We start from the raw sequence: 14519 nt of genomic DNA on the forward strand, positions 1-14519 counted from the left end.
TTCTCCTTTCATACTTCTCGTGGCCGAATTAGTACCTCGTCGACGCCAGATCATCAGTTTGCATGAAGAAAACCGAGCTAAAGTAGAGAAAGGAGCAACTAACGAGCCAATGTGTAACAGCGCGCATTGAGAGTGCAAGCCCTTGATTCAGAGCCTTGATCTGAAGAAGGCCCCGCTCGGCCTCGTGGATCCACCAATAAGTCCCGTCACATTCCACATTACCGCCATATAATACGGCCGTGGGACAGGTGAAAAGTCTGGCGTTCACTGGTCGTGGCCGTGCCGAAGCAGGATGCCGTATTTCTGCATCCGGGCCTGAAGATTTCCGGGAATGAAGGGGCGCAAACCGCCTATGAAGCGGGCGAAAAATCAACGGCGGGATTTACGGGGAGAGATAAAGGGGTGAGGGAATCCGCCTTTTATCATAGCTGTGACATAAGACGGAGCACTGTGGTAGCCATCGTTAAGCGGGACTGAAAAGGGTACAGAACGGTCAGCACGGGCGGGCATTAAGCAGGTCGCATCACAGCGGACTCCCTGCCGCAACAAGCTTCTCGAGCCTCGCAATTTCCTCGCGTAACCCAGCCTCCAGGGCCTTGGCAGCGGTAATATCCGAAAAGGTGATCACCACCCCGTCGATTACCTCCTCCATGGTACGATAAGGCATGATGCGCACCAGATACCACCCCCCGTTGTTGGTGGCGATCTGCCTCTCGGAAAAGACCAGAGTCCGCAGCACCTCCTCCGCCTCCTCGATTATCTGAGGATAGTGAAGATGGCTCACGATATCGCCCAAGGGGCGCCCCACGTCACCCGGGATCAGTTTGAAAAGCTTGTTCACCCCCTTGGTGAAGCGCCGGATGCGGAAATCATTGTCCAGGAAGACGGTAGCTATTTCCGTGGAGTTCAAGAGATTCCTCATGTCGTTGTTCATCCTCGCAAGCTCGTCCATCTTCGACTGCTGCTCGGCGTTCACCGTCTGCAGTTCTTCGTTTAAGGACTGCATCTCCTCCTTCGACGTCGTCAGTTCCTCGTTGGTGGACTGAAGCTCCTCGTTGGTGGACTGAAGCTCCTCGTTGGCGGACTTGAGCTCTTCCTGCGAGGACTGCATCTCCTCGCGGGTGGTCTGCAGCCTTTCGCGCAACTGCTGAAGCTCCTGCTCCAACTCGACAACCCTGGCGTGATCGGATGGAGATGCCTTGGATCTGGTCGACCTTCTCCCCCCCGGGGGCGTGGCCTGGTCGATGAAGACGATCATCACCATTCCACTGAGCGCCTCCGGCTCTTCTATGGCCCGGACGGTGACGTCAACGGTCTGCGTACCGCTCCCCCCCGCGATCTTGACCCCCTTGAGGACAACGGCCTCCTTTTGCATGAGCGCCTTCTCGAACGCGATCCTCAGGTCGTAACTGAGCCCTTCGCGCGCCATGGCGAAGATATTCCAGTTGGCCTTGCCGGCCGCAGGCTCGAGATACTTGCCCGTCCGCCCACTGATATACAGGATGTCACCCTTGTCGTTGACCAAAACGGCAGGGGGGGAAAAATGCTGCAGCAGCAGCCTGTCCGCGAGCGACTGAAGATTGGTTGCAGGTTTGGGCATGGGTAATTCCTTGGCAACCCCCGGCTGCGGGGGGACAAAAGATGGTGGAAACGCGAGCGGTTCGTTTGACATGACGGTTTCGCGCCGGCGAAAGATTCTCGACTTGGTGTTCAAGGCAGTGAAGAGGTCGGCGCTGCTGTTTAGCGATTCGGCACTCCCCAGGAACAGGACGCCGCCCGGGTTCAGGCTGTAGTGAAAGAGCGGCAGGAGCTTTTTCTGGACTTCCGGCGTCAGATAGATCAAGAGGTTGCGGCAGATGAGGACGTCAAGCTTGGTGAAGGGGGGGTCCATGATGAGGTTCTGCGTGGCGAAGGTGACCATCTCCCGGATCTCCGTGCCGATCCGGAAGCCGCTCTCCTCCTTGACAAAAAAACGGCGCAGCCGCTCCTCAGACACGTCGGCCGCTATGTTGGCGGGATAGACCCCCTGGCGAGCGCGGTCTATGGCATCAGGATCCAGGTCGGTGGCGAAGATCTGCAGCGTGAAACCCGCCTCCGGTTTAAGCCGCTCCACCGCTTCCTTGAAGGTGATGGCCAGGGAATAGGCCTCCTCCCCGGTGGAGCAACCCGCCGACCAGGCCCTGAGCCCCCCGCGCCGATCCGCCAACAGGGCAGGAATGGCCTGCTCCCCCAGGAGTTCCCAGGCCTCCGGATCGCGGAAAAAGCTGGTCACGCCGATCAGGAGTTCACTGAAGAGGAGTCCCACTTCATGGACGTTTTCTTGCAGGTAGCGGACATAGGTCGCGATCCTGTCGATCTGATGGATACCCATGCGCCGCTCGATGCGCCGGTACAAGGTGTTCTTCTTGTACAGCGAGAAATCGTGTCCGGTCTTGGCGCGTAAAAGGATGAGAACCTTCTCCAGAGAGCTCGGGTCCTTGTCCTCGAGCGGATAGTCCGCCTTGGAGATGATGATCGCGTGCCTGAGGTAGTCCACGATCTTTCCGGGCAGGTCTTCCACCGGGGCCACCAGATCGGCGAGGCCGGCATCGATGGCGCTCCGGGGCATGCTGTCGAACTTGGCCGAGGCAGGATCCTGGACCAGCGCCAGGCCCGCCTTTTCCTTGATGGCCCTGAGGCCCATGGTGCCGTCGGAGCCCATCCCGGAGAGGATGACACCTATGCTGCGTTCCTGCCGGTCCTCGGCCAGAGAGCGCAGGAAAAAGTCGATGGGAAGCCTGAGGCCGCGCGGCGTAGTCGGCTCGAACAGGTGCAGGACGCCGTGCAGGATGGACATGTCCCGGTTGGGAGGAATGACATAGACGCAGTTAGGCCGGACCCGCATCCGTTCCCTGACCTGGAAAACCTCCATCGCGGTGATGCGCTGGAGCAGTTCGGGCATGATCCCCTTGTGGGTCGGGTCCAGGTGCTGGACGATTACCAGGGCCAAGCCGCTATCCCTGGGCATCCACCGCAGGAACTGTTCCAATGCCTCCAGTCCACCTGCTGAGGCGCCGATGCCGACGATGGGGAAAGGTATGTTGTCCCGGCGCAACGAGGTATCTCTTGTTGAGGGCTTGTCCGGTTTGTCGTCCCTGGATGTCGGGGTGGAGGTTTTTCTCATGCGGGAAATATATCAGCATTCACTGGAATAGTCTCATTTATCTTGCGGAGAGGGGCAACCGCGGCATCCCTTCTGGTCCACCCGCTTGACGGGCCCGGCATTTCCTAGTTTATTTATCCCCGATGCTGTTTTCTTTGGGGGGTGACGCGCCAGGCCAGACAGTACTTAGATAAGTGAAAGGGCGGCGACATGAAAAACCACGACGACAAGAGGCAAAAAGCTCACGACCAACTGCGGAGCAAGGCAGAAGCCTTGCTGCAGGCGAAACAGGATCGGCAGCCTCCATTGCCCCCCCCGAAGGCCCCCAAAAGGGCACTCCATGAACTAGAGGTCCATCGGATCGAACTGGAAATGCAGAACGCAGAACTCATCAGGAGCCGGGTCGAGGCCGAGAAAGCTTTGGAGAGGTACACCGACCTCTACGATTTCGCGCCGCTCTGCTACCTCACCCTCGACCCTGCCGGGGTGATCACCGCCGTGAATCTCAGCGGAGCCGCCATCCTGGGGGTGGAGCGCTTTCGGCTGCTTGGCCGGCGCTTCGCCTCGTTCATCGTTGAGGAGGGCCGGCAGGCATTTGCAGCCTTCCTGAGCAAGGCCTTCATCAGCCATACGAAAACCTCCTGCGAGGTTTCCCTGCAGACAGATACCAAGGTGCCCTTTTTCGCGCAGATCGAGGCGATAGCTGCGGAACCCGGGGCGGAATGCCGCATTGCCCTGATCGATATCACTGAGCGCAAACTGTTCGAGTCCAGGCTATTCCAGGCCCAAAAGCTTGAAAGCCTCGGCATATTGGCAGGCGGCATCGCTCACGATTTCAACAACCTTCTGATGGCAATCTTCGGCAACGCCGATCTCGCACTCCTGCACATCGACGGGGAGTCGCCGGCCGCCGAGCACCTGCAGAGAATTCAGCAGGCGGCAGCACGGGCCGCCGATTTGACCCGACAGATGCTCGCCTATTCCGGCAAAGGACGATTCCGCGTCGAAAACCTTGACCTGAACGGACTTATCGAGGAAATACTGCAAATATTAAAAATCTCCATTTCCAAGAAAGTGTCCGTGAAATTGAACCTGCAGCGCCCTCTCCCTGCGGTGCAGGCTGATGCCACCCAGATGCACCAAATAATCATGAACCTGGTGATCAACGCATCCGAGGCGCTGGAAGAGAGAGGAGGCAGCATCATCATTACCACTGGTGACCAGGAGTGCAGCGGCAACTACCTGAACGAGGAGGCGTTGAGCCAGCACCTCAGCGAGGGCCACTATGTCTATCTGGATGTCGCCGATACCGGCTGCGGCATGAGCAAGGAAACCATGGCAAAACTGTACGACCCGTTCTTCACCACGAAATTCGCCGGAAGGGGGCTGGGCATGGCGGCGGTGCAAGGTATTGTCAGGGGGCATAAGGGGGCCATAAAGGTGGAAAGCGTGCAAGGTGTCGGTACGACCTTCAGGGTGCTGCTGCCGGCAAGCGACCTGCCTGCCGAACTCTTGCATCAGGATGAAAGTATCGATGACTGGAAGGGGAGCGGCACGGTCCTTCTGGTGGACGACGAGGCTGAGGTGCGCCGTATAGGGGCAGAGATGCTGCAAAGCCTTGGTTTTACGCCGATCACGGCCAACGATGGGCAAGAGGCACTCCGCATTTATCAGAAGGTGGCCAACATCGCCTTGGTGATCCTTGATTTGACCATGCCAGTAATGGACGGCATCCAGTGCTATACGGAACTGCACCGACTGGATCCCGACGTCAGGGTGATCATGTCCAGTGGCTATTCGGAGCAGGAGGTGGCACAGAAATTCACCGGCCAAGGGCCTTCCGGTTTCCTCCTCAAGCCGTACACCCTGTCAGCCTTGCGCGATGTTATAAGGGCTTTTTGCTGAAGCACCCACATTCCGCACTATCTGATGGTTCTACCATATGTTACGGCAGACGCTGGCTGGCGCCCCCCCCCGCTCCCCTCTACCCCCTCTAACCCGCTGATACCAATCGATTTACAAAACCAGAGCGACCCCACTTTCATGGCAAACCTTTTGCTGACTAGGGACAGAACAGCAAGCCACACTCCTCTACCGGTTTCAGCATCGGCCCGAGAGCCGGTCCCACTCCGACGAAAATGCACCAAAAGAACGTGGGCATTATTGGGCGGTTTGCCTTATTTTTCCCAGGAGCGGCGCATTCCACTCTTGGGGTGGACCTTAACCCGGAGCGGAGGCAATAGCCCCAAAAGCCCCTGCCCCTACGTACATGGACGGGAGGACCGCATGCGAAAAATACGTTACGGATTGATTGCCCTGTTGATGTTGCTGTGCTCGGCGAATGCCTCGGTGGCAGGTGTGACCATCGGCATCGGCTTACCCAACGTGAGCATCGGGATCAACCTGCCACTGTTCCCGGAGTTGGTCCCGGTGCCGGGCTATCCGGTCTACTACGCCCCGGAGGTGTCCGGCAACTACTTCTTCTACGACGGCATGTACTGGGTGTATCAGAATGACAATTGGTACGCGAGTTCCTGGTACAACGGCCCTTGGGGATATGTGGACCCGATATACGTGCCGCTTTATATCCTGCGCATCCCGGTGGGGTACTATCGTCAGCCTCCCGGATATTTCCGCGGCTGGCAGTCCAACGCACCGCCGCGCTGGGGTGAACACTGGGGCCGCTCCTGGGAACAGCGCCGCAGCGGTTGGGACCAGTGGAAACGCGGCTCTACACCAAGACCAGCTCCACTTCCCACCTATCAGCGCCAGTATACCGGAGACCGCTATCCCCCGGTGGAGCAGCAGCCATCGATACGCACCCAGCAATACCAATATGAGCCGCGTGAGGAAATGATTCGCCAGCATTTTAAGCAAAGTGGACAAAAGACACCTGCCGCCGGGCGCGTCAAGCAGGAAGCACCCCAGGTGAGAAGCCCACAGCAGCAAGAAGCTCCTGCGCCCCAACGCCAGCCTCAGCACCCGGCTGGCGATAATGAGAAGGCAACCCCGGCCCAAGCCACGCCGCAGCAACGCCCTCCATCAACGCAGGAGAAGCGCCAGCAGCAACTTCCTGCAGCTCAACGCCAACAGCAGCAACAGCATGCTCCGCAAGATCATGAAAAACAAAACCGCGAACCAAGAGGCGGCGGACAGGAGCATGGACAGGAGCATGGACAGGAGCATGGACAGGAGCATGGACAGGAGCATGGACAGGAGCATGGACAGGGGCAAGGGACGAATAGGGACTAGGGATGCGGCAAAGCAACCGGTCACTAAAGACCGGCACCCCACCCCACTTTGGCAACGTGGGGTGTTTTTTTTGTATCGCATGAATAATTCGGCGCATTCATCAATTCGCAGTGGGAGCCTTGCCGGTCTCAATTTCACGCTTTTCATGGTAGAGGAAGCGGACCATGTAGTACTCGAAGGGGTAGCCGCTCTCATAGTAGCGAAAGCTCTGTTGATGCCGCATGTCGACTGCCTCCAGTGACGCCACCCCGGCGCTGATGGCAAAAGAGTGGCCGGTGTCTGCGAAAGGGTCGAGCGCGGTATAGATCCCGTAGGTGATCCCGGTGTCCACGGCGAGACCTCCCGTGTCGCGCACCGAAGAAGGGCCAAAGAACGGCAGCACCAGGTAGGGCCCGGAGCCTGCCCCCCAATAACCAAGGGTCTTGCCAAAATCCTGGTCATGGCGGTCCAGGCCGAACCGGGTGGCCGGGTCGAACATGCCGCCCAGACCGATGATGGTGTTGGTCAGGAAGCGCCCCAGCGTCGTCGCCGACTCCCCCCCCTTTAACTGGAGCAGGCTGTTGGTCAGATTTCGTACCTCCCCAAGATTATTGAAGATACCAGACACGCGGTGCTGGACGAAGGTCGGCGTGACGAACTCGTAACCGTTCACGACGGGGATAAGGAGATATTTGTCGAGATAGTAGTTGAACCGGTACATGCCCAGGTTGAACCCTTCCCATGGATCCGCCACATCGGCGAAACGCTGGTCCCGGAACTCGTTTATCGAGTGCCAGGGCCGCACCTCGAGTTGGCTCTTCACGCCGGTTGCGCACCCGGCGAGAGGGAGAGCCAAGGAAAGAGAGACCGCTATCCGGCAAGCATGGTATCTCATGGCAGCACCTCCTTATCCTTGAAGAAGTCGACCATGTAGGCCATGTTCTCCTTGTACTCGAGGTTACCGAGATGGCCACCGCGTGGGTAAATCTTGGTCCTTGGACCAAAGAGTTCCCGCAGGTAGTCAAGCTCGGCCTTGGTCAGTATGAAATCGTTCTCGTTGGCCATTACACCGAATTTGCTGTTCCCCTTAAGGTATGCCTCGATGTGCCTGAGGCTCAGGGACTCGATGAACGCCTCCCTGGTGAGTCCGGGCCGCTGTTTCTGGAAATAGGGATAGAAGTACTCGTTGAAATAGTCGAAGAAGCTCAGGTGGGTGGAAACCAGGAAATAGTCGGAAAGCGAATCTGTAGGCTTGAGCACCCGGTTCTTCGCAACCACATAGCCGCTGTTGGTCACGACATCGGATGCAAATATTACCCCTGCCAGGTTGATGCGGAAGGTGAGTCCGATGAGCCCTGCCGTTTCCTCGGGGGAGAAAAGCTTTTCCTTGTAGATGGAGTAGAGAAAATCATCATTTATGGCGACAAAATTGCCATAGCTGTAATATTCGCTGAATCTGGACAACATTCTGTTAAAGAATACCCCCTGCTTCTTGGCACCTCCGGGGATAAGTTTCAACATATCCTCAATCCTCGTCACCGCCCCATAAAGACTTACCGCCGGGTTGATCATGAGGACCTTGCGAAAGTTAAAGCTGCGGCGTTCCTCGTCAAGTTTAGCAACGAACGCCGCCTGGGTAGCCCCGAGGCTGTACCCCCCCAGATAGAAGGAGGAAACCTGAACCTCACCCTCAACCATTTTCCAGACACCTTCCATAGCCCGGTACAGGTCGGCCGAATCCTCGGCCAGGTCACCCGGGATCCCGCTTTGGGAGGCGGAGACGATGAAATTGGCATGGGAAGGTGATGGCAAGGTTATCACGTGGAAGCCTGCCAGGTAGAGAGCCTTCATCATAATCACGAGTTTGCTGGACCGGTCGTTTGCGCCCGCTCCGCCTATCAAAAAGACGAGCGGCGCCTGCTTTTTCTGATAGGCGAAGGTGCAGCGCAGTCCCTCGTCGTAAAAGAAAACCGGAGGCTTTTTCCGATGCGGCACTGCATCGAGTAGAAGTTGCCGGGTGCGGACCTGCCCGGGGAGCGCGGGCATGAGAGCCGCCGGCGTTCCGAGGATGGTGGCTTCGTACGCCCCCTTGATCGGGTATCCGTATCCGTCATCCGCCGCGATGCTCGGCAAGGGGAGCAGCAAGATGCAAGCGGTGATGAGTAGTCTTAGAACCATACAGGCCTCCCGATTGAAATTCGTGCCTTGAGATTGATAAAGTTCCTGGCACGCGTCTACTTTTGCCGATCAGAATAGACTCTGAAGTACAACTAACGTGCCACTTGAAAACACCTTATGCTTAAGCGTTGAATCGTGGAAATACGTCACACCTACCGACCTTACCCAGCACTGCACGCGGTAATCCGTAAAAATCATCTGTCGTATTTAGCAATGCCGTCACATATAGCGGCCGCCACCGTAATGCACGGGGACGCCAGGGCTCAGTCTAAAAGAACCGGGGTTGTTTTTTGTTGTCCCGTCGCCTATTTGCCTTTTACATCGCCCCCACCGGCCCTGGGCACGCTAGCTGCAGCAGTCCCACCGGCCAGCAGCTGTGAGCCCAGCGGGCAGCCGAATGTCGTAAACCCGTGACCCACTGAAAAGCTGAGCAAAGGAGCAGGGCGATGAAAAGATTAATGGCAACCCTGGGGGTGTTGGTGGCAGCCATGATGCTGTCCGGCTGCATTGTCCCTTACTGGAGCGACGACGAGCGTGGTGGTTACCGGGACGGTGGTTACCGGGACGGCGGTTACCGGGATGGCGGTTACCGGGATGGTGGACGTTACGACGGTAGGGACCGCCGCTGACAAAAATGTTGAGGCCGAGGGCGATCAACATGTTGCGGTCCCCCTATCGGCAGCAGACCGGTGACGCGTGGTCTTACCTAGGGAGAACCTATGCAATCAGAAAAAATAATGGTCGCCTTCGTTATAGTGCTCACCGGGGCACTGTTAACCCTCAAGCCCATCGCTTCGCGGACGGCAGAACATGCGCCCCATGCTCACGGCGGACCGGTTGCAGCGTTCGCCCCGGGACAAGTCCCCATCGCGGAGGTGGGTGCAGCTGACCGGAGCGATCGTCCTGCGGATAGCGGTGCCGAGATACCCGCGAAAAAAGCGCCCCCACATCCAACTTCCGTGCAAGGCGACCCCTCCGGAGCCCTACTTGAGGATCTGGTCAAAATGGGCCAGGGACAGCCTACAAAGAAACCATGACCACTGCGCCGCGTCGAGGCAACACGCCGGCCTGGCTGCCTTCATGCCGCTTAAGCCAAGGACTTCATATGCACATAAAAATAGAGGCACTCGGACCAGGCCCGAAGCAAATACAGGGCGCCCCGAGCTCTAAGAAAAATAAACCCGGTGGAGAAACCTCGTGCCGCCATGCGCAGAGCCCGCTCTACGCCATGCCTTCTGGGAATGACCTCCCGATGAGCGACGCCGACCCGTTGCACATACTGCAGGAGTTGCAACTCATGACCGAGGCCAACCACAACCTGGAGTCGTTCAACTCCGCCATTGCACACGACCTTTGCTCCGCAATCACTGCCATCAGCGGCTATTGCCAGTTGCTCACCGAAGTTTGCAGTAACCAGCTCGATGAGCAGGGGAAGGCATACCTCGGGTGCATCTACGATGCGACGCTGGACATGAAACAGCTCATCGCGTCCCTGCTGAACTTTTCGCGCATCGGCCGCGTCGAACTGCACCGGGAGAAAATAGACCTGAGCGAGATGGCAAACGTGGTGGCTGAGCAGTTGAGACTCTCACAACCAAAGCGCAGGGTCACGTTCCGTATCGCCCGGGGCATCAGCGCCGAAGGTGACCCCGGACTTTGCCGCAGCGTGCTGGACAACCTCATCGGCAATGCCTGGAAGCATGGCTTCCATCGGGGAAATACAGTCATAGAGTTCGGCATGACACTACTGGCAGGGCAAACAACCTATTTCGTCCGGGACAATGGGCCGGGATTCGACATGGCGGTTGCGGACCGGATCTTCGCCTGCTTCCAACGCCTTCCCGGGACCACCGTCGAGGGGCACGGCATCGGCTTGGCCACCGTCGACAGAATAGTCAGGCGCCACGGCGGCCGCGTCTGGGCCGAGAGCAGACCGGGGGAAGGCGCGACCTTTCTTTTCACCATGGGATGACCCGCCGGCGCCTTCTTAAACGCATCAAGCCTCCACTTCTGCACTAGTGTTCACCTGCATGACAGCTTGCTGGACATCCCCCTGCACGGTTTGCACCTTGCTGGTGGTCGTTGCTGATCGCTGCATTCCGGTGGTGGCGTAGCCGCTAAGAAAGATAACGGACGCGAGGAACAGCGTGGAAATTGCGGTCAGTCGAGCCCTGAGTTCCATGACGGTCATCTTTTTTTTTGTACGCGCAAGCCGTCGGACTCGGGAGCTGCTCGCCTGAATCCGACTTCACGAATGAGGCGGAGATGAACATTCTGCTCGTCTATCCCGAGTATCCTGACACCTACTGGAGCTTCCGCCATGCCTTGCCGTTCATCGGCAAAAAGGCGGTATTCCCTCCACTGGGGCTACTTACCGTGGCGGCAATGCTTCCGGAACAGTGGGAGTTGAGGCTCATCGATCTGAATGTGGAGCGACTTTCAGACGGCGACCTGCAGTGGTCCGATTACGTCTTCATCAGCGCCATGACGGTCCAAAGGGCATCGGCACAGGAGGTCCTGGATCGGTGCCGCGCCGTTGGGGTCAAGACCGTCGGCGGAGGCCCGCTTTTCACCACCTGTCATGACGAATTCCCGCAGGTAAACCACCTCGTGCTCGGCGAGGCGGAGGTCACCCTTCCGAGGTTTCTGGCTGACCTGGAAATAAAGATGCCGCAGCGGCTGTACCTTCCCGACGGCCGGCCCGACATATCCCGCACGCCGCTTCCCCGATGGACGCTCATCGACCTGCACAAGTACGCCTCCATGAATATCCAGTATTCACGGGGATGCCCCTTCGACTGCGAGTTCTGCGACATCACCCAACTCTTCGGACAGAAACCGAGAACCAAGACCACGGACCAGGTGATCGAGGAACTCGAAGCGCTCTACCGCGTGGGATGGCGTGGAGGGGTCTTCTTCGTCGACGACAATTTCATTGGTGACAGGCCCAAGCTGAAAAAGGAGGTGCTCCCCTCCATGATCTCGTGGATGAAACGACGTGGGAACCCATTCTTTTTCTATACCGAGGCTTCCATCAATCTCGCCGACGACCCGCATCTTCTGGAACTGATGTTCGCCGCCGGCTTCCGGGAGGTGTTCATCGGCATCGAAAGCCCCGAAGAGGATGCACTCAGGGAAACCGGAAAAACCCAGAACCGTAACCGCGACCTCGCCGCCTCTGTGCGGTGCATCCAGCGGGCGGGGCTCCAGGTGCAGGGTGGCTTCATCGTGGGCTTCGACAGCGACTCGCCGGCCATATTCGACACGCAACTCCGCTTCATCCAGGAGAGTGGCATAGTCGTGGCTATGGTGGGCATATTGATGGTCCTTCGCGGGACCAGGCTGCATGGCCGACTCGCAAACGAGGGAAGAATCATCAACAGCTCGACCGGGAACAATACGGAGGCCTTCTTGAATTACCGTCCGAAGATGCCCCCTCATGACCTGATTGCGGGATACCAGCGTCTGGTGAGGACGCTCTATTCCCCCAACTATTTCTACGACCGCCTGATGATCTTTCTGAAAGAGTACCGGCTTTCGGGGACGTCTTCGTTCGCCCTTCTGCAGCCCCGGGACATCAGAGCGTTCATCCGTTCCATACTGTTTCTCGGCATTCTGGGGAAAGAGCGAATCCACTACTGGAAGGTCTTCTTCTGGACGTTACTGAGGAAACCGCGACTGCTGCCTCTGGCGATAACGCTGACGATCTACGGTTTTCATTTCCGCACCGTCGCGGCAGAAATTTGCTCATCGCCCCACCGTACATCCCCGGAACAACCGTAAGGCCAGGCAAAAATCCCCCACCCTAGCCACCCCGCTCTCTACCGTGATTACCCGGCGTTGTCGTAGGGAGCCCTCGCCCTGTCCAAAGACTCTCACGGCCGGAGCCGCCCGCCATGCCCATCCGGGCGCACAAATGCGCGGAGGGCCATGCTTCTCCGCGAAATATGAAGGTTCCACCAAATGATGCGGCCCGAGACTACTCCGTGGTACCGATCTGACTGCAGAGCGGTCGGAGAACCTGCCCCGGCGTGGCGCTACGCTGTTCCGTGTCCAGGCCAGCCCCATTGGCATATCCCGTGCTGTAGCATGTGAGAAGGAAATTCAAGGGAGATCAACGTGAAAGCCTGCAAGGGTGTGGTCCAGTTGAAGAGAGGGTTTGCTGGCGCGCATGGCAACAAAAGGAGGATCTCATGCTTTGGACAATTTGTCTGATTCTGATAGTTCTGTGGCTTGCGGGTGTCGTCACCTCATACACAATGGGGGGCCTGATCCATATCCTGTTGGTCATAGCCATAATCGTCCTGCTGGTACGCGTCATCCAGGGGCGTAAGGTGCTGTAACCATGTCGCTAGACATGGTCCCCGAGCAAAGCAACCTGGTAAGGACCGCCCCGCGCCTGTTGCAGATACTGCGGGTGCTGGCCCGGCACAAGTTCCTGGGGGGCATGCGCGGCAAGGAACACTGGCCCGGACCAAAAGAGGTACGGGAGACCTTTGAGGAACTGGGGCTGACCTTTCTAAAGTTCGGCCAGGTGCTGGCACTGCGGCGCGACCTTCTGCCGGACGCCTACATCGAAGAACTGGAACTGCTGCACGACCAGCTCCCGTCACGCCCTATAGGTGCGGTGCGCCGCACGGTCGAGCGGGAACTTGGCAAGCCGATGGGGGACCTATTCGCAACTTTTAGCGAAACACCGCTGGCCGCTGCCACCATCGCTCAGGTGCATGAGGCCACTTTGCACTCCGGGCGCCACGTGGCGGTAAAGGTGCAACGGCCAGGCCTTGAAGAGATGATCTCCACTGACGTCGCGGCCATGTTCTATCTGGTGAAGCTGGCGGAAAAATTTTTTCCGCGCCTGCATGCACTCGACCTGCCCGTGTTGGTGCGGGAGTTCGCCGCTACCTTGAACAGGGAAACCGATTTCAGCCACGAGGCCCGCTCCCTGGTCCTCTTCCGCAAGGCGCTGGCGGATGTCCCGGGTCTCTGGATTCCCGATGTCGTGGCTGAACATTCCAGCGGCAGCGTGCTCACCATGGAGTTCGCTGCCGGCAACAGGATCGATCTCTACGCGGATTTGCACCCCGAGGACATGCCTCGCCTCATCAACACATTGGTGAGGCTCACATTGCAGACCATCTTCGAGGAGGGGCTTTTCCACGCCGACCCGCATTCGGGAAACGTACTGGTACTCCCTGACGGGCGACTCTCACTCCTCGACTTCGGGATGACGGGTGAGTTGGACGAACCGATGCGCGATTCGCTGACGCTGCTGCTGGAAGCGGTAGTAAAAAGCGACGCGCGCGCGGCCACCGAGGCCTATCTTGAGATGACCGCGGCAAGCGAGAAGGTGAACCGGGGGGCCCTTCTGATGGACATCAAGGCGGTACTCTCCGAGATTCACCGAATCGATCTGGCGGAGGTTTCCATCGGGGATTCCTTCGGGTCGCTGCTGCGCGCCGGCAGCCGCCACGGAGTTCACAATCCCGCCGAGTTTTTCCTCCTGACGCGTACCTTCATCATCCTGGAATCGATGATACGCCAGCTCGACCCGGAACATGACTACCTGAAATCGTTTCGACAGGAGATCGCGCGCCTGACCAAACAGCACTTCTCGCTGCCGAACATCAATGAAAAAACGCGCAAGTTCGCCCGCGAGTTGGAGCGACTGGCAGGCGACGCGCCGGGCGACACGCGCCGCATTCTGCGGCGCTTTGCCGAGGGCGATCTGGGGCGGCTGCAGACTCCGGCCCTCGAGGCTCTCGGGGGACGCGTGAGCCGCAATCTGGAGCGGCTGACCGGGGCCATTGCTGCCGCAGCACTGGTGGTCGGCGGTGCCATGCTGGTACTCACTCCGCCTGGCGGCTGGAACCATGCGCTTGGAGAGACGATGGTCGTCACAGGCATCACCGGCATTGTCATGATATGGATAGGTGCGTTGCGTCGCGACCGAGGCAGGCGCTGATCT

The 14519-nt window shown here is 58.4% G+C and carries 11 protein-coding genes; 7 read left to right on the forward strand and 4 right to left on the reverse strand.

The window, feature by feature from the left end; all coding sequences use genetic code 11:
• Positions 1 to 523 precede the first annotated feature (523 nt).
• A complete protein-coding gene (locus KP001_RS08035) occupies positions 524 to 3094 on the reverse strand; it encodes a chemotaxis protein CheB (RefSeq protein WP_239027929.1) in 2571 nt (856 codons plus the stop codon).
• 258 nt (positions 3095 to 3352) lie between these two features.
• Here KP001_RS08035 and KP001_RS08040 point away from each other — a divergent pair, with 258 nt between their 5' ends.
• Both KP001_RS08040 and KP001_RS08045 read left to right on the forward strand, forming a co-directional pair.
• The gene (locus KP001_RS08040) at positions 3353 to 5047 is read left to right on the forward strand and encodes a hybrid sensor histidine kinase/response regulator (protein ID WP_217289014.1); all 1695 of its coding nucleotides are present in this window, start codon (positions 3353 to 3355) and stop codon (positions 5045 to 5047) included.
• A 381-nt stretch (positions 5048 to 5428) separates the two neighbouring features.
• Positions 5429 to 6394 (forward strand): hypothetical protein, encoded by a 966-nt coding sequence (locus KP001_RS08045; RefSeq protein WP_217289015.1) that lies wholly within the window; start codon positions 5429 to 5431, stop codon positions 6392 to 6394.
• A 100-nt stretch (positions 6395 to 6494) separates the two neighbouring features.
• Here the strand turns inward: KP001_RS08045 and KP001_RS08050 are convergent, their stop codons facing one another.
• On the reverse strand, positions 6495 to 7268 hold the full coding sequence (locus KP001_RS08050) for an MlaA family lipoprotein (protein WP_217289016.1): 774 nt from the start codon (positions 7266 to 7268) through the stop codon (positions 6495 to 6497).
• Positions 7265 to 8551 (reverse strand): alpha/beta hydrolase, encoded by a 1287-nt coding sequence (locus KP001_RS08055; RefSeq protein ID WP_217289017.1) that lies wholly within the window; start codon positions 8549 to 8551, stop codon positions 7265 to 7267. The genes KP001_RS08050 and KP001_RS08055 overlap by 4 nt, the downstream gene beginning before the upstream one ends.
• Positions 8552 to 8997: 446 nt before the next feature.
• Here KP001_RS08055 and KP001_RS08060 point away from each other — a divergent pair, with 446 nt between their 5' ends.
• The gene (locus KP001_RS08060) at positions 8998 to 9180 is read left to right on the forward strand and encodes a hypothetical protein (RefSeq protein ID WP_217289018.1); all 183 of its coding nucleotides are present in this window, start codon (positions 8998 to 9000) and stop codon (positions 9178 to 9180) included.
• Between the two features lie 623 nt (positions 9181 to 9803).
• Complete coding sequence (locus KP001_RS08065; protein WP_217289019.1) at positions 9804 to 10523, forward strand: sensor histidine kinase; 720 nt, start codon at positions 9804 to 9806, stop codon at positions 10521 to 10523.
• A gap of 24 nt (positions 10524 to 10547) precedes the next feature.
• Here the strand turns inward: KP001_RS08065 and KP001_RS08070 are convergent, their stop codons facing one another.
• On the reverse strand, positions 10548 to 10733 hold the full coding sequence (locus tag KP001_RS08070; protein ID WP_217289020.1) for a hypothetical protein: 186 nt from the start codon (positions 10731 to 10733) through the stop codon (positions 10548 to 10550).
• Between the two features lie 83 nt (positions 10734 to 10816).
• Between KP001_RS08070 and KP001_RS08075 the strand changes: the two genes are divergently transcribed.
• The 3 genes from KP001_RS08075 (at position 10817) to KP001_RS08085 (ending at position 14516) form a co-directional block, all read left to right on the forward strand.
• Complete coding sequence (locus KP001_RS08075) at positions 10817 to 12334, forward strand: B12-binding domain-containing radical SAM protein (RefSeq protein ID WP_217289021.1); 1518 nt, start codon at positions 10817 to 10819, stop codon at positions 12332 to 12334.
• Positions 12335 to 12744: 410 nt separating this feature from the next.
• A complete protein-coding gene (locus KP001_RS08080; protein WP_217289022.1) occupies positions 12745 to 12894 on the forward strand; it encodes a lmo0937 family membrane protein in 150 nt (49 codons plus the stop codon).
• Between the two features lie 2 nt (positions 12895 to 12896).
• Positions 12897 to 14516 (forward strand): ABC1 kinase family protein, encoded by a 1620-nt coding sequence (locus KP001_RS08085; protein WP_217289023.1) that lies wholly within the window; start codon positions 12897 to 12899, stop codon positions 14514 to 14516.
• The last annotated feature ends 3 nt before the right edge of the window (positions 14517 to 14519 follow it).

The sequence above is a fragment of the Geomonas subterranea genome, from assembly GCF_019063845.1.
GTDB classification, from domain to species: domain Bacteria; phylum Desulfobacterota; class Desulfuromonadia; order Geobacterales; family Geobacteraceae; genus Geomonas; species Geomonas subterranea.